The sequence below is a fragment of the Rhodococcus sp. SJ-2 genome (assembly GCF_053750035.1).
Genome location: NZ_CM132340.1, coordinates 2,509,860 through 2,530,459, shown reverse-complemented (window position 1 = coordinate 2,530,459; position 20,600 = coordinate 2,509,860). Strand labels below are relative to the sequence as shown.

16 protein-coding genes, 1 tRNA gene and 3 rRNA genes are annotated in these 20,600 nt (G+C 62.5%); 9 read left to right on the top strand and 11 right to left on the bottom strand.

Annotated elements, in window-relative coordinates; translation table 11 throughout:
- Positions 1-63 precede the first annotated feature (63 nt).
- A complete protein-coding gene (locus ACSYG9_RS11815; RefSeq protein ID WP_440127320.1) occupies positions 64-999 on the top strand; it encodes a sterol desaturase family protein in 936 nt (311 codons plus the stop codon).
- Here ACSYG9_RS11815 and ACSYG9_RS11810 read toward each other — a convergent pair.
- Entirely contained in the window at positions 977-1,666 is a 690-nt protein-coding gene (locus ACSYG9_RS11810) for a YceI family protein (protein ID WP_440127319.1), read from the bottom strand. The two genes, ACSYG9_RS11815 and ACSYG9_RS11810, sit on opposite strands and share 23 nt — an antisense overlap.
- A gap of 74 nt (positions 1,667-1,740) precedes the next feature.
- The gene (locus ACSYG9_RS11805) at positions 1,741-2,352 is read right to left on the bottom strand and encodes a TetR family transcriptional regulator (protein WP_440127318.1); all 612 of its coding nucleotides are present in this window, start codon (positions 2,350-2,352) and stop codon (positions 1,741-1,743) included.
- A 179-nt stretch (positions 2,353-2,531) separates the two neighbouring features.
- Here ACSYG9_RS11805 and ACSYG9_RS11800 point away from each other — a divergent pair, with 179 nt between their 5' ends.
- Together ACSYG9_RS11800 and ACSYG9_RS11795 are read left to right on the top strand one after the other, a co-directional pair.
- Positions 2,532-3,467 carry a metal-dependent hydrolase gene (locus ACSYG9_RS11800; protein WP_454842577.1) on the top strand — a complete coding sequence of 312 codons (936 nt, stop codon included), beginning with the start codon at positions 2,532-2,534 and terminating at the stop codon, positions 3,465-3,467.
- A complete protein-coding gene (locus ACSYG9_RS11795) occupies positions 3,467-4,621 on the top strand; it encodes a DUF7802 domain-containing protein (RefSeq protein ID WP_440127316.1) in 1,155 nt (384 codons plus the stop codon). Before ACSYG9_RS11800 ends, ACSYG9_RS11795 begins: the two co-directional genes overlap by 1 nt.
- Here the strand turns inward: ACSYG9_RS11795 and ACSYG9_RS11790 are convergent.
- Positions 4,613-6,070: an MFS transporter gene (locus tag ACSYG9_RS11790; RefSeq protein ID WP_454842944.1), complete on the bottom strand. Its 1,458-nt coding sequence runs from the start codon at positions 6,068-6,070 to the stop codon at positions 4,613-4,615. The genes ACSYG9_RS11795 and ACSYG9_RS11790 overlap by 9 nt on opposite strands.
- Before the next feature lie 176 nt (positions 6,071-6,246).
- Between ACSYG9_RS11790 and ACSYG9_RS11785 the strand changes: the two genes are divergently transcribed.
- A complete protein-coding gene (locus tag ACSYG9_RS11785; protein ID WP_440127315.1) occupies positions 6,247-6,786 on the top strand; it encodes a TetR family transcriptional regulator in 540 nt (179 codons plus the stop codon).
- 127 nt (positions 6,787-6,913) lie between these two features.
- On the opposite strand, the gene ACSYG9_RS11780 is transcribed toward ACSYG9_RS11785, so the two are convergent.
- The 3 genes from ACSYG9_RS11780 to ACSYG9_RS11770 form a co-directional block, all read right to left on the bottom strand.
- A tRNA-Ser gene (locus tag ACSYG9_RS11780) sits at positions 6,914-7,004 on the bottom strand.
- 46 nt (positions 7,005-7,050) lie between these two features.
- Positions 7,051-7,527 carry a deaminase gene (locus ACSYG9_RS11775; RefSeq protein WP_440127314.1) on the bottom strand — a complete coding sequence of 159 codons (477 nt, stop codon included), beginning with the start codon at positions 7,525-7,527 and terminating at the stop codon, positions 7,051-7,053.
- Entirely contained in the window at positions 7,528-8,064 is a 537-nt protein-coding gene (locus ACSYG9_RS11770; RefSeq protein WP_440127313.1) for a tRNA adenosine deaminase-associated protein, read from the bottom strand.
- A gap of 66 nt (positions 8,065-8,130) precedes the next feature.
- Here ACSYG9_RS11770 and ACSYG9_RS11765 point away from each other — a divergent pair, with 66 nt between their 5' ends.
- Complete coding sequence (locus tag ACSYG9_RS11765) at positions 8,131-9,072, top strand: prephenate dehydrogenase (RefSeq protein WP_440127312.1); 942 nt, start codon at positions 8,131-8,133, stop codon at positions 9,070-9,072.
- Positions 9,069-10,406: an amidase gene (locus tag ACSYG9_RS11760; protein WP_454842574.1), complete on the top strand. Its 1,338-nt coding sequence runs from the start codon at positions 9,069-9,071 to the stop codon at positions 10,404-10,406. The genes ACSYG9_RS11765 and ACSYG9_RS11760 overlap by 4 nt, the downstream gene beginning before the upstream one ends.
- On the opposite strand, the gene ACSYG9_RS11755 is transcribed toward ACSYG9_RS11760, so the two are convergent.
- Positions 10,403-10,918, bottom strand: a complete 516-nt coding sequence (locus ACSYG9_RS11755; RefSeq protein WP_247274876.1) for a putative glycolipid-binding domain-containing protein — start codon at positions 10,916-10,918, stop codon at positions 10,403-10,405. The two genes, ACSYG9_RS11760 and ACSYG9_RS11755, sit on opposite strands and share 4 nt — an antisense overlap.
- 376 nt (positions 10,919-11,294) lie before the next feature.
- Between ACSYG9_RS11755 and ACSYG9_RS11750 the strand changes: the two genes are divergently transcribed.
- Complete coding sequence (locus ACSYG9_RS11750; RefSeq protein WP_440127310.1) at positions 11,295-12,497, top strand: GIY-YIG nuclease family protein; 1,203 nt, start codon at positions 11,295-11,297, stop codon at positions 12,495-12,497.
- A gap of 112 nt (positions 12,498-12,609) precedes the next feature.
- On the opposite strand, the gene rrf is transcribed toward ACSYG9_RS11750, so the two are convergent.
- From rrf to ACSYG9_RS11730, 4 genes are all read right to left on the bottom strand, one after another.
- A 5S ribosomal RNA gene (rrf, locus tag ACSYG9_RS11745) occupies positions 12,610-12,726 on the bottom strand.
- Between the two features lie 136 nt (positions 12,727-12,862).
- Positions 12,863-15,997 (bottom strand): 23S ribosomal RNA (locus ACSYG9_RS11740).
- Positions 15,998-16,297: 300 nt separating this feature from the next.
- Positions 16,298-17,819 (bottom strand): 16S ribosomal RNA (locus ACSYG9_RS11735).
- Together the 16S, 23S and 5S rRNA genes form the textbook arrangement of a ribosomal RNA operon.
- 471 nt (positions 17,820-18,290) lie before the next feature.
- A complete protein-coding gene (locus tag ACSYG9_RS11730) occupies positions 18,291-18,899 on the bottom strand; it encodes an AAA family ATPase (protein WP_454842573.1) in 609 nt (202 codons plus the stop codon).
- A 108-nt stretch (positions 18,900-19,007) separates the two neighbouring features.
- Between ACSYG9_RS11730 and ACSYG9_RS11725 the strand changes: the two genes are divergently transcribed.
- Together ACSYG9_RS11725 and ACSYG9_RS11720 are read left to right on the top strand one after the other, a co-directional pair.
- Positions 19,008-20,153: a DNA cytosine methyltransferase gene (locus tag ACSYG9_RS11725; protein ID WP_454842943.1), complete on the top strand. Its 1,146-nt coding sequence runs from the start codon at positions 19,008-19,010 to the stop codon at positions 20,151-20,153.
- 23 nt (positions 20,154-20,176) lie between these two features.
- Positions 20,177-20,590 (top strand): DNA mismatch endonuclease Vsr, encoded by a 414-nt coding sequence (locus ACSYG9_RS11720; protein ID WP_440127308.1) that lies wholly within the window; start codon positions 20,177-20,179, stop codon positions 20,588-20,590.
- The last annotated feature ends 10 nt before the right edge of the window (positions 20,591-20,600 follow it).

Genomic DNA, 20,600 nt, shown 5'->3' with positions numbered 1-20,600 from the left:
GTGACGGGTGCCACAGGTGGAGTACATTGGACGGTCGTCCACGTACTACCTGGAGGCCCCGCAATGAGGGAGACCCTGTTCAGCGCGTGGGGATCGCTGCTCGAACCGTTGCACGACCCCGTCGCCCTCGCGATACCGGCGTTTGCGCTGTTCCTGATTCTCGAGTGGGTCGCGGCCCGCGCGCTGGAGCACGCCGAGCCGGGACCCGACGGACGCGTCCGCCCCCCGCGCGGTGGATACGAGATGCGCGATGCGCGGGCAAGCCTCTCGATGGGGCTGATCTCGATCGTGACGAGCGCCGGCTGGAAGGTGCTCGCACTCATCGGATACTCGGCACTGTGGGTGTACGTCGCACCGTGGCACCTGCCCGCCGACGCCTGGTACACGTGGGTGATCCTGCTGCTGGGGATCGACTTCCTCTGGTACTGGTATCACCGGATGGCGCATCGGGTTCGGCTCGTCTGGGCGACTCATCAAGCGCACCATTCGAGTGAGTACTTCAACTACGCAACCGCTCTGCGCCAGAAATGGAACAACAGCGGCGAGATCATCATGTGGTTGCCGTTGCCCCTCCTCGGCATCCCGCCCTGGATGGTGTTCGTGGGGTTCTCCGTAAGTCTCGTCTACCAGTTCTTCGTGCACACCGAGCGAGTGAGCACACTGCCCCCGCCGATCGAGTTCGTGTTCAATACGCCGTCGCACCACCGGGTGCACCACGGGTCGGATCCCGAGTACCTCGACCGGAACTACGCGGGCATCCTCATCATCTGGGACCGGATGTTCGGCACGTTCAAGGCCGAGCGGCAACGGCCCGTGTACGGGCTCACAACGCCCGTGGGCACCTTCGATATCTGGGATCTGCAGACTCACGAGTACCGGGCGATTGCGCGCGACTGGCGGTCGGCGACATCCTGGCGCCACAAACTCGGCTACGCCTTCGGGCCGCCCGGATGGACTCCGACGCAGTCGAAGACGGTCAGTTCACCGTCTCGAGGGTGATCAGGAAGTCCACACTTCCGGACTCGTCGACAGCGACGAATCCGAGGTTCGGAGGCTCGATGCCCCAGTCGGTCCAGGTGGCAGGAATGCTGCCCGACGCCACGATGCTCCCGCCGGTGCGCAGAACGTCGACGTCCACCGTCACGGTGCGCTCCTCGCCGCGCAGAGTGAGGATGCCGGTCGCCGGCACGGTGGCGACGGTGCCGTCCGTCGGCAAGGACGACACATCCACGGGCTCGGTCAACGTGAAGGTCGCGGTCGGGTGGTTCGCGGTGTCCATCACCATGCCGCGGAACTGACCGTCGCGTTGGGAGATGTCGGTGGCGATACCGTCGACCCGGACGGTGATCTCGGCTGCGGTGAGAGATTCGTCGGCGATCGTTGCAGTGCCCGAAACCTGGTCGGTGCTCCCCACCACGGTGACGTCGGCGCCTCTCAGGATCTCGTGCACTGTGTAACCCGCCGCGGTCCGGTTGGGATCGGCGCCCGGGGTCACGGTCCACTCGCCGTCGAGCTCACCGGTTGCGGCCTCCGCGCCGGACGTCGATACCGAGGCAGCCGGCGCGTCGTCCTCCGCAATGAAGTTGCCGTAGAGCCACGGCGCGACGAAGAAGCCCAGCAACGCGATCACGACGACGGCGACGAGGACCCACACAGCTTTCCGCATGGGGCGAGATTAGAAGACGTTTCGACCCCGCGGGGACTCTCCGCCGAATTCTTCCGCGAAATCGGGGTTGCTTGTCATCGAGCAACGACTTGGGCCGCGACCGCTGCCCCCACCCACCGGCGCAGATAACGACGCATCTCGTCGTCGCTTCGTGGCGGGTTGCCTGGAGAGACGAAGAACGACTGCATAGTCCGCAGAAGGTATTCGACGAGTTCGTGCAGCGTCGCGTCGTCGTAACCGTAGCTCTCCCACTCGACATCGAACCGTCGGATCATGGTCATGCCGAAGGCCTGCGCTTCGTCGGATGTCATGTTCTCGGGGTGGACGTTCGCGTACGAACTCGACAGCAGAAGCCCGAGGTGCGGAGTGCGGCGCACTTCCGCGAGGGTGAAGACGACGGCTTCGACGGTCGCGTCGACGGGGTCGACGATGCCTTCGACGCAGTCGGCCAGACGGTCGAGGAACCCGGCGACCGACGCGATGGCCGCAGCCTTCATCAGCGCATCTGCACTGGGAAAATAGCGGTAGACCGTCTGCCGGATGACGCCCAGCGATTCCGCGACCTGCGCGATGCTGATCGCCGCGCCGGTGCGCCCGATGATGTCGACCGCGGTCTCGACGATGCGCCGGGTTGCCTCATCGTCGCTGTCGGGCGGACTCCCACCCCACCCTCGCCTACGTGCCACAGCCGCCTCCTGAAATGAGGGGCCCGACATTATCACGTAGCCCAATCCCGGAGTGGGTATGCCAGGAGTTTTACACGAAAGTCATCATACATACCTGAGTCCAGTCGTATGATACTTCCAAATCGTCGGTCCTACCTGCCCCGACCTGACCGGACAGCCCCGAGAACGAGGTAGAAGAAATGACAAACCTGCACGTCCGCAAGATGCGTTTCGCGTTCGAGGACCACGACGTGCCTTTCCTGTGGAACCCCGAGAACCCCGCCTTCTCGAGCATGGCCAACGCGGTCTCGTTTCTCGCAGTCGGTTTCGAGAAGATGATCGTCCAGATGATCACCGAGGCGAAGCCGCAATTCGCTGACGCCGTGGTTGCCGAAGAAGCCGACGCGTTCATGCGACAGGAAGGGCAGCACTCCACCGCGCACCGCCAGCACGTCCGCGCCCTGATCAAGAGATACCCCGGCCTGCAGGAAACGCTCGACGAGGTGATCGGGGCCTACGACAAGCTCACCGCCGAGACGTCGCTGAAGTACCGACTGGCCTACACCGCAGACCTCGAAGCGACCTTCACCCCTGTCTTCAAACTCATGCTCGACAACGACGCGTCGCTGTTCCGCCCCGGCGACGACCGGGTCGCATCCCTGTTCATCTGGCATTTCGTCGAGGAAGTCGAGCATCGAAGTTCGGCGCTGATCATCTACGACTCCGTCGTCGGCAGCGACGTCTACCGCATGCGCGTGGCCGCCTCGGTGTTCAAGCACGTACTCGACGTCATCCGAATCGCGTGCGCGGGCTTCAACAAGCACGTCCCTCTCGAAGACCGCAAGATCGACGCACTGTCGATGTTCGCGTCGTATCGGCGTAAGCAGAAGCTGCTGCAGATGATTCCGGGGATGCAGGCCGCAAATGCCGGGCCGATGCCACGTGCGTTCGACGACCTCGGGCTCGGCGAACAGCTCATCGCGCTACGCGGCATCATCCGAAGCCAATTGCCGAAGCACAACCCCGAGCATGAAGATCTACCCGAACTCGCCGGAGTGTGGTTCGAGCGCTTCGACGCCGGATATGACGTCACCAAGTGGTACACCGCGGAAACCGCTGCACCGGGGGTCAATTGATGTCGGATCTGTGTTCGCCCACCTTCGAAGACCTCGCGACGAGACTCGGCTTCTCCTGCGACGAGGCAGGCGGGCTCGTCGAACTCCGCAACCCGCTGGCGCTCGAGAACTGGACGTTGCCGGTACTCGAGTTCACCATCGTCGTCGGCGCAGTGCTCGCTCTCGTCTACGCCATCATGCGACTGCGCCGGCACGGTGACCCCACCAACCTGGTGCTGTGGCTGGGCGCGTGCGCATACCTGTTCATCATCGAACCGCCCCTGTACTTCCCGGCCGCGTTCGGGATCGAACAGCACGTCGACACGATGTTCGCGCACAACGTGTTCACCGTCGAATTCATGTGGGGCAGACTGCCTCTATACATCGTCGCGATCTATCCGCTGCTCGCGACGCTGTCCTTCGAGATTGTCCGGATGCTCGGGGTATTCCGTAGATACGGCGTGATTGCGGGCGCAGTGGCCGTCGGCTTCGTCCACCACGCCTTCTACGAGATCTTCGACCACCTCGGGCCACAACTGCGCTGGTGGGAATGGTCCCTGGACAATCCGATCAACCAACCGTTCTTCGACTCCGTTCCGCTGCCGAGCGTCGTAGTGTTCGCCGCGTTGTGGCCGATGTCCCTTGCCCTGTGTACACAATTTTTCGTCGGCCGCCACATCGACCGGGGAGAGAGCTTCTCCGGCCTCCAATTGGTCTGGCGCACAGTCGTCATCGGAATCCTGGCATCGGTAGGCACATTCGTCCTGCCGATCCCTGCCACCGTCGTCGGAATGGGGAGCACGACGGTGCGCGGGTTCATGTACGCACTCGAACTCGTCGTCCTGTGCGCGGTTGCGATCTGGGTGCTCGCTCGCCAGTGGTCGCGGCTGCGCCGCGGCGACTCCGACGCCCCCGCCTACACGAACGTGTTCGTCCAGCGGTTCTCGCTGGTGTACCTCGGCGTGCTGGCGGTCCTCTGGATCACCGCGTTGCCCGACTATTTCTCGGCTGTCGACGGCGTCACCGACAATGGCGATCCCATCGGCAACCTCTGGTATGTCGCGGCGTGCTTCGTCGTCGCCATCGCGTGTGTCGCCGCGACCTTCACCGTTCCCCGAGCCGGGTCCGCAACCGATGCCACGACCGTCGGAATTCGGGAAACGTCATCATCGTGAAGCAGGTGCGCGCATTGTGAGCATTCGCGCTGCCAGCAGCGCGGAGATCACCATGAGCACCATTCCGATTCCCGACGTGATGGTCACACCGCTGTCGAACGCCTCTCCCGCGGCTCCGAGCAAGGCTGTCGCCTGCTCCGCGGGCAGGGCGTCGGCAACGGCGTGGGCACCGCCCAAGGTTTCCCGAGCGGCGGTCGCGGCTTCCGGGTCGAGGCCGGCCGGAACCCGCAGGTTTGCGCCGTAGGAGGCGGTGAGGATCGAGCCGAGCACGGCGGTTCCCAGCACCGCGCCCATTTCGTACGCTGTCTCGGACACCGCCGACGCCGCGCCTGCCTTCTCCGGCGGCGCGCTAGAGACGATCAGGTCGTTCGACAGGGTCTCGGCGGCGCCGATCCCTGCCCCGAGAACCGCGAACGCCACGATGATCGGAGCAAGGGCCGTGGGCGAGGCCAGCATCAACACGAGCGCGTATCCGAGCGCCGACAGCAACAACGCCGACACGATGATCGTCGACGGCCGGACCCATCGCACCAATGTGACCACTGCCAGACCCGCCACCACCATCACACCCAGCCCGGGAACGAGGCTCAGACCGGCCTGCATCGGGCTCTGCCCGATCACCAGCTGGAGGTGCTGGGAAACGAAGAACAGGAACCCGACGAGAGAGACCACCGAGAGCAAGTTCACCAGGACCGCACCGCTGAACGTGGGCACACGGAACAGCCGCACGTCGAGCATGGGATCCGGCCGGCGTAGCTGACGTCGCACGAACAACACGAGCGAAACGACCCCGACGACGGCGAATGCAGCCGTCATGACGACCGATTTGCCGTTGGCGAGATTCTTGATTGCGAACACCAGCGGCGCGAGCGCGAGCATCGACAGTGCAATGCTCACCACGTCGATACGTCCCGGTGTGGGGTCTCGGGATTCCGGCACGAAGACCGGGCCCAGAACGAGCAGCGGGATCAGCACCGGCACCGCGAGCAAGAACACCGAGCCCCACCACGCATGTTCGAGAAGGAACCCGCCGACGATCGGACCGAGCGCGGCTCCCGCCGCGAAACACGACGCCCACACCGCGATCGCGAGCCGACGTTGCTCCGCGTCGAGGAAGATGTTGCGCAGCAACGACAGTGTCGATGGCATCAGCATCGCCCCGAAGAAGCCCAGTGCCGCACGCGACGCGATCAGCGCTTCCGCCGATGGCGCATAGGCCGCGATCACAGAGACCGCAGCAAACCCTGTTGCACCGATCAGCAGTAGCCGTCGTCGCCCGATGCGGTCGCCGAAGCTGCCCATCGAGACGAGCAGGCCCGCCAGAATCAACGGGTAGATGTCGATGATCCACAGCTGTTGTGTCCCGCTCGGCCGCAGCGCTGCGGAGATCTCGGGTAGCGCGAACGCAAGCACGGTGTTGTCGACCGAGACCAGCAGCACCGGGAGCATGAGGACCGCAAGGGCCACCCACTCACGGGGGCCTGCCTTGGGGACATCTGCGGTTGCGTCCGGTGATGAGACAGGCGTGAACGACACGGCAATCGACTTTCGAGAGAGTTGAGATTCGAACCCTCGTTACTATACCATCTGGACGGTGCAGTAACGAGGGTCGTATCATCTGCCCTGTGCCGCCCCCTCCTGCCGCCCGCGCCAAACTGCTCGACGCCTTCGTAACCATCCTTCTCGAACAGGGTGAACGCGCCGCAACCCTCGACGCGGTCGCTGCCGCTGCAGGCGTGTCGAAAGGCGGCCTGCTCTATCACTTCCCCTCGAAGGACGCCCTCGTCGAGGGTCTGGCCGATCACGTCGAAGAACTCGCAGCGGGGGATGCCGCACTCATGCGGGACGCCCCCGAGGGTCCGGCCGCCTACTACATCCGTACGTCCGTCTACGCCGACACGCCACTCGACCGCGCCATCATTGCCACCACACGGCTGAGCCAGAACGCGATCCCGCGAGCCCGTCTGGCACTGAATCGGATCAGCCAGGGTTGGATGGACGTCCTTACCGACACTGTCGCCGACCCCGCAACCGCGCGCGCTGTCATGTTGATCGGCGACGGCCTCTACTACAGCGCGGCGATGTCCGGCGAGACCGACGACACACCGCCAGAAGACGTCGACGAACTGCTCGAGGTCGTGCAGCGTCTGATCGACCGCCCCTGAACCGCATCGGACATACAGCCGCATCGGACAGCCGCGCGGTGCCGACAACGCGCGGCTGCCTTTTTCGTGCGCGGTCGCACACCCACAACAGAAAGTCCCCCACCTGTGTGAACAGGTGAGGGACTCGTGGCGGTGGCGGTGGGATTTGAACCCACGGACGGGGGTTACCCGTCACACGCTTTCGAGGCGTGCTCCTTAGGCCGCTCGGACACGCCACCGCTAGAAGACTTTACCGGATCGGGTCGCCGTGCCGAAATCGCCTGGTCATGACTCGAACGGAGGCGTGCGCCGGCCGCGGAAGAACACTTCCAACATCTCCGCACACTCTTCCTCCAGCACCCCGCCCCGGACCTGGGGGCGGTGCGTGAGCCGACGATCACGTACGACGTCCCACAGCGACCCCACAGCACCCGTCTTCGGCTCCCACGCACCGAAGACCACGCGCGACACCCGAGAAAGCACCAGCGCACCAGCGCACATCGTGCACGGTTCCAATGTCACGGCGAGAGTTGCACCCTCGAGCCGCCACCCGTCCCCGTAGACCTGCGCGGCAGCCCTCAGCGCCAGCACCTCGGCATGAGCTGTCGGATCGCCGGTCGCCTCGCGTGAGTTCGCGCCGCGAGCGAGCTCGGTACCGTCGGGTGCGAACACCACCGCGCCCACCGGGACATCCCCGGTGGGCGCAGCGGCCGCAGCTTCCAACGCGACCCGGATCAGCTCCTCGTCGTCGCGCAGTCCCATCTAATTCATCTTGTCGAGCGTCGCGCTCAACACGTCGTCGAATCCGAGTCGCTGCGCGATCTCTTCGATCTGCTCGTCGGGATACAGATCCGTCTCCGACAGGATCACCGCCAACACCGGCTCGGGCAGCCCCATGTCGGCCAGGATTGCGAGGTCACCCTCTTCCCAGGGCTCCACATCGTCGAGTTCGTCAGGGTCGATATCCGGGATCTCGACGTTCAGTGCATCGAGAACATCGGCCGCGATGTCGTAATCCACGGCCATCGAGGCGTCCGACAACAACAGTTGAGTGCCTGCCGGTGCAGGACGAACGACGATGAAGAATTCGTCGTCCACATTGAGCAGACCGAACACTGCTCCGGAGCTCCGGAGCTCACGCAATTCCGTCACCGCCGCGTCGAGGCTCGTCAATGCTGATGCTGACAGTGCACGGCACTTCCAGCGTCCGTCCTCACGCGTCACTGCAACGGCAAAACCTTCGAAGTCCTCTGTCGAACTCACCGCGGGGCTCTTGTCCCCGACACGCTGTGCAGCCATGCGCGCAACGGTAGTCGGCCCGGTCCCACGAATGAAGCCCACCGGTGAATATGCCAATCTGAAGCGGTGCCCACACCTGCCGCCGCGCCCCCAATCTGTGTACTCGGTCTCGGTCTGATCGGCGGATCCGTGCTCCGGGCCGCGACAGCGACGGGCCGTCGAGCCTGGGGATACAACCGATCGGCACATGCGGTGGACGCCGCCGTCGCGGACGGGTTCGACGCATCCACCGATCTCACAGCCACACTGGCGCGTGCGGAAGAAGCTCGAGCACTGGTGGTGCTCGCTGTGCCGGTGCCCGCCGTCGACTCGATTCTGGCCGCCATCGCCACGCACGCGCCCAACGTGGCGTTCACCGACGTCGTCAGCGTGAAAGCACAGATCGCCGACGCAGTCGCTGCTCGCGGACTGTCGGCGCGCTTCGTCGGGGGTCATCCGATGGCCGGGACAGCCGAGTCGGGGTGGGAAGCCGGGTCCGCGGATCTCTTCCGCGACGCCGTGTGGGTCGTCACCGTCGACGACGACACGGATCCCGAGTTGTGGCAGCAGGTCGCCGCGCTTGCCCTCGACTGCGGTTCTGTCGTCGTCCCCGCCGAATCCCGCGAACACGATGCCGCGGTCGCGCGGATCTCCCATCTGCCGCATCTGCTGGCCGAAGCACTCGCGATCTCTGGAGCCGCAGGCGGCGACCTCGCGCTCGGGCTCGCAGCCGGATCGTTCCGCGACGGGACACGTGTCGCGGCGACCGCACCCGGCCTCGTCGACGCGATGTGCGAAGGGAACGCCACTGCACTTCTCGAGACCCTGGACGAGACCCTCGACGTCCTACGCGCGGCACGTGAGCAGCTCGCAAACGGCAGCACCGGCGACCTCACTCGCCGCGGTCACGCTGCCCGCACGCGTTACGAACAGCGCCGACGCCATCCGATCACCGGGATCATGCCCGGCGACGACAATTGGATCGAACGCCTGAGAGAAGCCGGACGGCAAGGAGGTGTGTGGGTGTGACGAACCTTCGCGATACCGCTGCGGCCCTCACCACCGGAAAACTCACCGCGACCGAACACGTCCGCCAGGTCCTCGCAGATCTCGACTCGCTGGCAGGCACACCCTGGTCCAACATCGTGGCCGCCCGCGACGACGCTGCAGCCCTCGAGAGCGCAGCACGTGCGGACGCCGAGATCGCTGCGGGTAACTGGATCGGCCCGCTGCACGGCGTCGCGATCGCGGTCAAGGACAACATCGATGTCGCGGGGCTGCCGACGCGCTGCGGCAGCAATGTCTTCGCCGACGAACCGGCGGCCGACCGGGACGCCCGCATCATCGAGAGGTTGCGTGGGTCCGGTGCGATCATCGTCGCGAAGACGCACCTGCACGAGTTCGCGTACGGACCTACCGGCCTGGTCAACGCCTCGGGTCCGGCTGCTCATCCGCACGATCCTGCCCTCATCAGCGGAGGATCGTCCTCCGGTTCCGCGGTGCTCGTCGCGAAGGGCATCGTGCCGGTCGCCATCGGCACCGACACCGGTTGCAGCGTCCGCACACCTGCGGCGTTGTGCGGCATCGCCGGATTCAAGCCGAGCAGCGGGGCACTACCCGTCGACGGTATCTTTCCGCTGTCCACAACCTTCGACCACGTCGGCCTGCTCACCACCGACAGCCTCGACACCGCACTCGCATGGGGGGCGATGCCAGGAGTCGCGCATCTACGTTCCCCGGTGTCAGGGCTGAGAATCGGCCGGCTCCGCGGCGGAATCTGGGACCTCGCCGACACGGAGTTCGACGCTGCAGCAGACCTGGCATGCCAGACCCTCACAGATCTCGGCGCCGAGGTCGTGGATGTCGCTCTGCCCGAAACGGACGATCTGCTCGGCGTGTACCCGATCATCACCGGATCCGAGGCATACGAAACCCACCGCGACAGGTTCGAGGCCGACCCTGGTCGCTATCAGACGCCCACGGCTACGCTCCTGGAGGCTCAGAGGGATCGGCCCGCCCACGAGTACCTCCGTGCGCTACGGACGGCTCAGAAGCTCCGGCACGGTGTCCTCGAGCGCTTGCGTCGCACCGAGAACCTCGACGCACTGATCACTGCCACCACGGGCATCCGATCCGCGAGCCTGAACAGCGATCCTGCCGAGCTGCGAGCGCCCCTGCTCCAACGCTGCATCCCGTTCAGCGTGCTGGGTGTACCCGCGATCTCGGTGCCCGCGCCCGGCGACGCAGGCATCGGGCTGCAGATCGTCGGGCTCACCGCAGGCACCGGTGGGCACGGTAGCCACCCCGCAGAGTCCGCGGCGCTTGCTGCCGCGCTGGCGGTGGAGGGCGTCGACGAAAACTAGATGCGTTCGGCCAACCCGCGATAGGTGACGACGAATCCGTCTTCGTCGACCGTGACGGAGGAAGACGACACCGGTGACAGAACGTGGATCCCGTCCGCGGCGCTGCTGTATATCACCGTGGCTTCCTGCACCGTCAGGTCGAGCAGATTGACATACACAACAGGAACTTCGAGTTCGTCGGCGCCTTCTTGCAGGCGGTAACGCCGGATCGGCAAGGCGTTGAAAAATGGGCTGAGGATCACATCGACGTCGAGCGCCCCACCGAATGATGCTCGCTGATGGTGGGTCCCACTGTCCACCATCCAGATGCCCTCTCCGGACCGGCTGATGGACATGTGCCGCTCACCGGCTGCCATCGTCGTGCGCACCGACAGCCGACGGGTGACTCCGTCCTCATCCGTCACGAGGTCGTAGGAGGCGCTGAACGCCGGATGTTCAGAACATTCGGCTCCGACGATACGGCCGGTCGCCTTGATGCGCTGGCCGCTCAGCTGCACACGTACCGATTCCATCCGGGGCGCGTCCAGCGACCGCCAGGTCAAGAGCGCGGGCCAGTTGGACGCTGGGGTTGCCGCAGGACGAACGGCATCAGAGTCTGGGCTGCTCACGATCTATACCGTATGCGACAAGTCGTCGCCGAGCGGCATCGGTGCCGTAATTGGAGATCCCACGGCAAGGAGACTTCTCACAGCACAGTTCTCCCCCTCGTGGGGGGAGCTCCCTACACCACGCCTACCTGCATCGATGTCTCCAGACCTCGGATCGATCCACCCATCGAATCCATTCATCGGCTGTGCGGACATCCGCCACGGAATGAAGATCGAAAACTGTCCGACGCAGCCGTCCCGGAAACGGTTCCTCCGCCCTGTATTGGCCTAGAGTCGCTTCATGCGCACCGTGTGGACAGTTCCTCTGAACATCGCCCAGACATTGCTGGAGTCTCCGGAAATCCAGATGTTCCTGACCAGCAATGAGCTTCCGGAAACCGCGGACGACCCACGGCAGAGACTCTCCGAGTTCACACTCGCGCTGGGTGCCCTGGCACGCAACAGTGGACGCACATTCAGTTCGATCGACTCCGCCAACCGCGAACTGTTCGGGGGTGCTGCCGGTGCAGTCCCCGTAGCACTCCGGCTGACCGTTCTGCGCGCTATCGTCACCAAGGTCGACGACCGGACGCCGACACCCAGACCGCTCCAGAAGAACGTGATCGACCAGCTCGGTGCCTATGTCTACGCGATTGTGGACTCCCGCGACCGCAGCATCCTCTACGTCGGAATCGGTAGAGCCAATCGCATCTTCACACTCACCTGGACAGCGCTCGGTGAAACCCACAAACTCGAGGAGTCGAAAGAGAAGGCGCCCGTCGCGACGCCTGAGACCGAGGCGGCACTCCGTCGCATCAAGGCGGTGTACGACTCCGGCTACTCGGTCGAACACTTCATCATCGCCGATGCGCTGCGCCCCGCGACCGATCCGGAGCACACGGCAAGTGACGTCGCGCAGGCAGTCATCAGCTCGCTCGGGCTGCTCGAACCGCATCGCGGAGAACCGGTACTGACGAACCTCGCAGGCACGAACGAGGAGTCCGAAGCCGACCGCACCGCAATTCCGATTTCGGAGATCGTGCGTCAGTACTCGGCCCAGGCCGCGCCCGAACCTCCCACGCCGTGTGTGGTTCTGCGTATCAACGAGGCAAAGAAGGCGTCGACGGAGGCCGTACGTGAACTCGCGTCGCGTCCCTGGCCGGCAGGGACCGCAGCCCGAGGAATCGACGGACTGCCGATCATCGTCGTCGCCGACAACATAGTGCGCGGTGTATATCGAGCGACAGGTTGGGAAGCGGGTGCCCGCACCGAAGAAAACGGCGGCACAATTCTCTACCGGTTCCGCGGGGAAGCCGACCCCGAGCTCGAAACAGCCTTTGTCAATACACGTCTGACTCCGGATCGTCTCGGACTCAAACGCTGGCCGACGAGTGGTTGGGCACCACGCCTCACCCGCGCACTTCCGACGCCCGGTGGGCACCCGAAACCGAAACCGGCACCCCGACCGAACACCACCCGACCCCACACGAAACCCACACACTGAAAACAACAAGAGCCAGGGAGGACAGGGACACCATCCCCGCCCTCCCTGAACTCTCTCCACCTACGAAAACACGAAAGGGACCCCACAACGTGGGGCCCCTCTCGGAACAAATGCACGGCGGCGACCTACTCTCCCACACCCTGACGAGTGCAGTACCATCGGCGCAGACAGGCTTAGCTTCCGGGTTCGGAATGGGACCGGGCGTTTCCCCATCGCTATAACCACCGTAACTCTATGAAACTATACCCACGCTCACGCGTGTCGAACCGAGTGAACACAGCCCCCTCACATCAGGAGCTCCGCCCACCCAATTCTGACGAATCGGGTGCTGTTTCAGACACCGCACAGTGGACGCGTAACACCTTCATGATAAGTCCTCGGCCTATTAGTACCAGTCACCTCCACACATTACTGCGCTTCCAGTTCCGGCCTATCAACCCGGTGGTCTGCCGGGGGCCTTACCCCAATAAAGGGTGAGAAACCTCATCTTGGAACAGGCTTCCCGCTTAGATGCTTTCAGCGGTTATCCCTTCCGAACGTAGCCAACCAGCCATGCCCCTGGCGGGACAACTGGCACACCAGAGGTTCGTCCGTCCCGGTCCTCTCGTACTAGGGACAGCCTTCCTCAAGTTTCTTACGCGCGCGGCGGATAGAGACCGAACTGTCTCACGACGTTCTAAACCCAGCTCGCGTGCCGCTTTAATGGGCGAACAGCCCAACCCTTGGGACCTACTCCAGCCCCAGGATGCGACGAGCCGACATCGAGGTGCCAAACCATCCCGTCGATATGGACTCTTGGGGAAGATCAGCCTGTTATCCCCGGGGTACCTTTTATCCGTTGAGCGACACCGCTTCCACATGCCGGTGCCGGATCACTAGTCCCGACTTTCGTCCCTGCTCGACCTGTCAGTCTCACAGTCAAGCTCCCTTGTGCACTTACACTCAACACCTGATTGCCAACCAGGCTGAGGGAACCTTTGGGCGCCTCCGTTACATTTTAGGAGGCAACCGCCCCAGTTAAACTACCCACCAGGCACTGTCCCTGAACCCGATCAGGGCCCGAGGTTAGACATCCAATACGATCAGAGTGGTATTTCAACAACGACTCCACAAACACTGGCGTGCCCGCTTCACAGTCTCCCACCTATCCTACACAAACCGAACCGAACACCAATACCAAGCTATAGTGAAGGTCCCGGGGTCTTTTCGTCCTGCCGCGCGTAACGAGCATCTTTACTCGTAATGCAATTTCGCCGAGTCTGTGGTCGAGACAGCAGAGAAGTCGTTACGCCATTCGTGCAGGTCGGAACTTACCCGACAAGGAATTTCGCTACCTTAGGATGGTTATAGTTACCACCGCCGTTTACTGGGGCTTAAATTCTCAGCTTCGCCACCACAAGGGCAGCTAACCGGTCCTCTTAACCTTCCAGCACCGGGCAGGCGTCAGTCCGTATACATCGTCTTACGACTTCGCACGGACCTGTGTTTTTAGTAAACAGTCGCTTCTCTCTGGTCTCTGCGACCCCACCCAGCTCACACCGTAAAGGCGATCACCAGACGAGGTCCCCCTTCTCCCGAAGTTACGGGGGCATTTTGCCGAGTTCCTTAACCACAGTTATCTCGATCGCCTCAGTATTCTCTACCTGACCACCTGTGTCGGTTTGGGGTACGGGCCATGTGAAAGCTCGCTAGAGGCTTTTCTCGGCAGCATAGGATCACTGAATTCACCACAACGGCTACGCATCACCTCTCAGGCACATGAGTGGCGGATTTGCCTACCACTCGCCCTACAGGCTTACACCGGCTATTCCACCAGCCGGCCCAGCTACCTTCCTGCGTCACCCCATCGCTTGACTACTACCACCGAAGGTCCCGTGCATCCACACACCCATCCCCCGAAGGGAACAGACCTGCTTCAGGACGGTTAGTACCAGTGATTCATCAGGGGCGCGTTCACACGGGTACGGGAATATCAACCCGTTGTCCATCGACTACGCCTGTCGGCCTCGCCTTAGGTCCCGACTCACCCTGGGCGGATTAACCTGGCCCAGGAACCCTTGGTCATTCGGCGGACGAGTTTCTCACTCGTCTTTCGCTACTCATGCCTGCATTCTCACTCGCATGGCCTCCACAACTAGTTCACACTGCTGCTTCCACGGCCACACGACGCTCCCCTACCCATCCACACCACTGCACAAGTTTCCGCAGAAACAAGCGTGTGTCATGCGAATGCCGCGGCTTCGGCGGTGTACTTGAGCCCCGCTACATTGTCGGCGCAGGACCACTTGACCAGTGAGCTATTACGCACTCTTTCAAGGGTGGCTGCTTCTAAGCCAACCTCCTGGTTGTCTCAGCGATCCCACATCCTTTTCCACTTAGTACACGCTTAGGGGCCTTAGCCGGCGATCTGGGCTGTTTCCCTCTCGACTACGAAGCTTATCCCCCGCAGTCTCACTGCCGCGCTCTCACACCCTGGCATTCGGAGTTTGGCTGACGTCAGTAACCTTGTAGGGCCCATCGGCCATCCAGTAGCTCTACCTCCAGAGTGAAACACGCGACGCTGCACCTAAATGCATTTCGGGGAGAACCAGCTATCACGGAGTTTGATTGGCCTTTCACCCCTACCCACAACTCATCCCCTCAGTTTTCAACCTAAGTGGGTTCGGGCCTCCACGACGTCTTACCATCGCTTCACCCTGGCCATGGGTAGATCACTCCGCTTCGGGTCTAGAACATGCCACTGCACCGCCCTATTCGGACTCGCTTTCGCTACGGCTACCCCACACGGGTTAACCTCGCGACATGCCACTAACTCGCAGGCTCATTCTTCAAAAGGCACGCCATCACCCACCAGCCACCAAAGACTGCACAGGCTCTGACGGATTGTAAGCGCACGGTTTCAGGTACTATTTCACTCCCCTCCCGGGGTACTTTTCATCTTTCCCTCACGGTACTAGTCCGCTATCGGTCACCAGGGAGTATTCAGGCTTATCGGGTGGTCCCGACAGATTCACACCGGATTTCACGGGCCCGGTGCTACTTGGGTACCTTTCACGAGAGCCGGCAAATTTTCGTCTACGGGATTCTCACCCTCTACGACAGGCCGTTCCAGACCACTTCGACTAATCCACCGGTTTCTTACTCTCGCTCATCATGACAGTGATGAGAAGAAAAGCCCCACAACCCCACAAGTGCAACCCCTGCCAGGTATCACACACCCATGGTTTGGCCTCTTCCGCGTTCGCTCGCCACTACTGACGGAATCACATATTGTTTTCTCTTCCTGTGGGTACTGAGATGTTTCACTTCCCCACGTTCCCTCCACACGCCCTATATATTCAGGCGCGGGTAACACGACATCACTCGTGCTGGGTTTCCCCATTCGGAAATCCTCGGATCACAGCTCGGTTGACAGCTCCCCGAGGCATATCGCAGCCTCCCACGTCCTTCATCGGCTCCTGGTGCCAAGACATCCACCGTACGCTCATAAACACTTACAACAAAGATGCTCGCGTCCACTGTGCAGTTCTCAAACAACACACAACAACCCCTACCGCAAGAACACACACCGTGTCTTGTTTCGTGGATCATCGTCGCTGAAAAAACACGAAAACGTGTTCCCTCAGGACCCAACAGCGCACCGATATAACCACCGCCGAGAAGAACATGGCCTCCTCGCATCGCAGTGATGATTGCCAGCGTTCCACCCATGAGCAACCGTGTCCCACATACGGAGACAAACGGCCTCTGGTCACACACATTCACCGACTCTTCGGGATGCATGGACAGATGCTCCTTAGAAAGGAGGTGATCCAGCCGCACCTTCCGGTACGGCTACCTTGTTACGACTTCGTCCCAATCGCCGATCCCACCTTCGACGGCTCCCTCCCACAAGGGGTTAGGCCACCGGCTTCGGGTGTTACCGACTTTCATGACGTGACGGGCGGTGTGTACAAGGCCCGGGAACGTATTCACCGCAGCGTTGCTGATCTGCGATTACTAGCGACTCCGACTTCACGGGGTCGAGTTGCAGACCCCGATCCGAACTGAGACCGGCTTTAAGGGATTCGCTCCACCTCACGGTATCGCAGCCCTCTGTACCGACCATTGTAGCATGTGTGAAGCCCTGGACATAAGGGGCATGATGACTTGACGTCGTCCCCACCTTCCTCCGAGTTGACCCCGGCAGTCTCCTGCGAGTCCCCACCATTACGTGCTGGCAACACAGGACAAGGGTTGCGCTCGTTGCGGGACTTAACCCAACATCTCACGACACGAGCTGACGACAGCCATGCACCACCTGTATACCGACCACAAGGGAAACCACATCTCTGCAGTCGTCCGGTACATGTCAAACCCAGGTAAGGTTCTTCGCGTTGCATCGAATTAATCCACATGCTCCGCCGCTTGTGCGGGCCCCCGTCAATTCCTTTGAGTTTTAGCCTTGCGGCCGTACTCCCCAGGCGGGGCGCTTAATGCGTTAGCTACGGCACGGATCCCGTGGAAGGAAACCCACACCTAGCGCCCACCGTTTACGGCGTGGACTACCAGGGTATCTAATCCTGTTCGCTACCCACGCTTTCGCTCCTCAGCGTCAGTTACTGCCCAGAGACCCGCCTTCGCCACCGGTGTTCCTCCTGATATCTGCGCATTTCACCGCTACACCAGGAATTCCAGTCTCCCCTGCAGTACTCGAGTTTGCCCGTATCGCCTGCAAGCCCGCAGTTGAGCTGCGGGATTTCACAGACGACGCGACAAACCGCCTACGAGCTCTTTACGCCCAGTAATTCCGGACAACGCTCGCACCCTACGTATTACCGCGGCTGCTGGCACGTAGTTGGCCGGTGCTTCTTCTCCAGGTACCGTCACTTGCGCTTCGTCCCTGGTGAAAGAGGTTTACAACCCGAAGGCCGTCATCCCTCACGCGGCGTCGCTGCATCAGGCTTTCGCCCATTGTGCAATATTCCCCACTGCTGCCTCCCGTAGGAGTCTGGGCCGTGTCTCAGTCCCAGTGTGGCCGGTCGCCCTCTCAGGCCGGCTACCCGTCGTCGCCTTGGTAGGCCATTACCCCACCAACAAGCTGATAGGCCGCGGGCTCATCCTGCACCGAAAAACTTTCCACCAAAAACCATGCAGCCTTTGGTCATATCCGGTATTAGACCCAGTTTCCCAGGCTTATCCCGAAGTGCAGGGCAGATCACCCACGTGTTACTCACCCGTTCGCCACTAATCCACCCAGCAAGCTGGGCTTCATCGTTCGACTTGCATGTGTTAAGCACGCCGCCAGCGTTCGTCCTGAGCCAGGATCAAACTCTCCGTTAAAGACTCATAATCAAAACCCCGAAGGGCTGATCAGTCAAAGACATCGAGCCAAATCACTAGCAAAAAAACTCAAACTAGCAAAACACTGACCACCACAGACGGAAGAATGTGATGATCAGCAAATTCGACCACCGAACATCATCGGTGATCGCACCAAAATAATTGGCACTGACATTCATCGGCACACTGTTGAGTTCTCAAAGAACACGCACACATCATCACTCACCGGACACATCCGGCTCGTTCCGAGGCAACTGTTCCAGCCTAGACCGTTTCACTCACGGACGCAAATCCGTGTGCGGTTCGGAACCAGGGGCGGTGCGAAACCTTACCAGAAGGTGTCGTACCAGTGAAATTCAGGCGTCTTCGTCCAACCTCGTTGTCCCTGACCGTGCGGTCCGGGTCGGTGTCCGTGTCGCTCTGACCTGGAATAAGTTACGCGAGGTCCTGCCGGAACACCAAATCGCCAGGTCAAATGGGTTTTTGTCCGGAAGTGCGCCCGTCATCGGCACCGAATCGGTCAGTGGAGGACCGAAGGTCGTCGTGGATACGGCCCACCACCGCATCCGCAGACCAGGACACGTCGAACACTGTCTCCGCCACGAAAGGCAGGAGCTGGAGCCCCCGGTACCACGTGCCCATGTCTGCAGGACTGAACTCGGCTGCCTCCGGACGCGTGGCATGTCGGGCAAGAGTCTGCTCGAACGAGAGGTCGAAGACATAGAAGAAGGAGCGGTCGGTCGACCTCGCGAGACGCTCGAGCATTTCGCCGTACCGGTCGGGGTCGAGAATCCCCTCGATGATGGTCAACCGCCCCCGCTTCATGCACTCCGTCGCGATCATCTCGATGAGGTCGATGTTGAGACCTCCCGGTTCATCGCGCTCACGCAAGATCGTGCGACGGACGTTGTCTTGGGCGACGACCGCGCACTCTGCCTTACCGAAGCGGTGCCGTAGGGCCTTGGTCACTGTGCTCTTACCCGACCCCGAAGCACCACGGATCACCACGAGCGGGGGTTCGGCGTGTACAACCACGAAATCACCGTAGCGAAGGACCGAAGCCTCGGTGAGGGTGTTCATCGCGGGACGACACCGTGTTCATGCGTCGACTCACGGATCAGTACAACTCTCGAGTAACGTCTCCGTTTGAGCCGAGCGAGGAAGGGTGCCGTGACGTCGACGGGGAACATGGTCGGGTTGTTCGCCGGAATCGGTGGCCTCGAGCTGGGGCTGACGGAGCACGGCTGGAACACCGAGCTTCTGTGCGAGGTGGACCCAGGAGCACAAGCTGTCCTCGGCACGCGGTTTCCGGACATTCCTCTGCACCCTGATGTGACGCGCCTGCGCTCTCTTCCCCAGAACACGGAACTGGTGGCGGCAGGCTTCCCCTGCCAGGACCTTTCTCAGGCAGGCCGGACCGCGGGGATCACGGGGTCGAAGTCCAGCCTCGTCGATGAGGTCTTCCGGCTTGTGAAGAGGAAGAACGGTCCCCGCTGGCTGGTCATCGAGAATGTGCCGTTCATGCTGCAGCTCGGCCGGGGTGCTGCGATGCGGCACATCACCGACGCGCTGGGTGAGCTCGGGTACATGTGGGCGTACCGCGTCGTCGACGCTCGCGCTTTCGGTCTACCGCAGCGCAGGCAGCGTGTTCTGATGGTCGCCTCCCGTACCGAGGATCCTCGAACCGTGCTGTTCGGCGAGGACGCAGGCATGCCCGTCGAAGGCAATCCCGACCTCTATCCGTGCGGGTTCTACTGGACTGAGGGTGTCCGCGGCCTCGGATGGGCGATCAATGCAGTCCCCACTCTCAAGGGCGGCTCGACGCTGGGTATCGCAAGTCCGCCTGCGGTGCGGTTGCCGTCGGGCGAGATAGTGACCCCCGGCCTGATCGACGCCGAACGACTCCAGGGCTTCGACCCCGATTGGACAGCACCGGCCGTCCAGGCTACCGGCGTCCGGCCCGGACACCGGTGGCGACTCGTCGGCAATGCGGTGAGCGTACGGATGGCGTCGTGGGTGGGTCACCGGCTCAGCCATCGGATCGAGTACTCCCCCGACCACGAGACGCCTCTGGCAACGGGCGATGCCTGGCCGAGTGCGGCCTGGGGTATGCAGGGCAAGACCTTCCGCGTCCACGAATCACTGTGGCCGGTCCACTCTCCGTACGAGGATCTCGGCGGGTTCCTCGACGAGTCCCGGTTGCTGTCGGCAAGAGCCACCGCCGGGTTCCTGCGCCGCGCGCGCTCCGGCAAGCTGCGCTTTCCTCCGGGCTTCCTCGACGACGTCGAGAATCATCTGGACCGTATGGGCGGCTTCCCGACAGTCGCAGCGTAGGGATTCGAGCACAGGGGGTTCGTATGGCGTCGTCCGACCGACCGCCCACCGATGCTCGCACGCGCGCACGAATGAGCAGGCAGCGTCGCCGCGACACGGCACCCGAGATTGCGCTCCGGCGGGAGCTACACCGACGCGGGCTGCGGTTCTTCGTCGATCGCGCCCCGATAGCAGGTATGCGACGACGCGCCGACCTGGTCTTCCCCCGGCGACACGTTGCTGTCTACGTGGACGGGTGCTTCTGGCATCGGTGCCCTCTACATGCGACTGCCCCGAAGAACAATGCCGAGTGGTGGGACACCAAACTCGCGGCGAATGTTCGACGCGACCGCGACACGGATGCACGACTGACCGAGGCGGGGTGGACCGTCGTGCGGGTATGGGAACACGAAGATGCGACGACGGCGGCCGACCGTGTCCAGCGCTCCCTCGAATAGGGAAACGCCC

Bases quoted from the DNA above. Each gene is read 5' to 3' on its own strand.
- ACSYG9_RS11815 (WP_440127320.1), top strand. From the start codon at position 64: ATGAGGGAGACCCTGTTCAGCGCGTGGGGATCGCTGCTCGAACCGTTG.
- ACSYG9_RS11810 (WP_440127319.1), bottom strand. From the start codon at position 1,666: ATGCGGAAAGCTGTGTGGGTCCTCGTCGCCGTCGTCGTGATCGCGTTG.
- ACSYG9_RS11800 (WP_454842577.1), top strand. From the start codon at position 2,532: ATGACAAACCTGCACGTCCGCAAGATGCGTTTCGCGTTCGAGGACCAC.
- ACSYG9_RS11795 (WP_440127316.1), top strand. From the start codon at position 3,467: ATGTCGGATCTGTGTTCGCCCACCTTCGAAGACCTCGCGACGAGACTC.
- ACSYG9_RS11790 (WP_454842944.1), bottom strand. From the start codon at position 6,070: ATGCTCCCGGTGCTGCTGGTCTCGGTCGACAACACCGTGCTTGCGTTC.
- ACSYG9_RS11775 (WP_440127314.1), bottom strand. From the start codon at position 7,527: ATGGGACTGCGCGACGACGAGGAGCTGATCCGGGTCGCGTTGGAAGCT.
- ACSYG9_RS11770 (WP_440127313.1), bottom strand. From the start codon at position 8,064: ATGGCTGCACAGCGTGTCGGGGACAAGAGCCCCGCGGTGAGTTCGACA.
- ACSYG9_RS11755 (WP_247274876.1), bottom strand. From the start codon at position 10,918: ATGGAATCGGTACGTGTGCAGCTGAGCGGCCAGCGCATCAAGGCGACC.
- ACSYG9_RS11750 (WP_440127310.1), top strand. From the start codon at position 11,295: ATGCGCACCGTGTGGACAGTTCCTCTGAACATCGCCCAGACATTGCTG.
- ACSYG9_RS11730 (WP_454842573.1), bottom strand. From the start codon at position 18,899: ATGAACACCCTCACCGAGGCTTCGGTCCTTCGCTACGGTGATTTCGTG.
- ACSYG9_RS11725 (WP_454842943.1), top strand. From the start codon at position 19,008: ATGGTCGGGTTGTTCGCCGGAATCGGTGGCCTCGAGCTGGGGCTGACG.
- ACSYG9_RS11720 (WP_440127308.1), top strand. From the start codon at position 20,177: ATGGCGTCGTCCGACCGACCGCCCACCGATGCTCGCACGCGCGCACGA.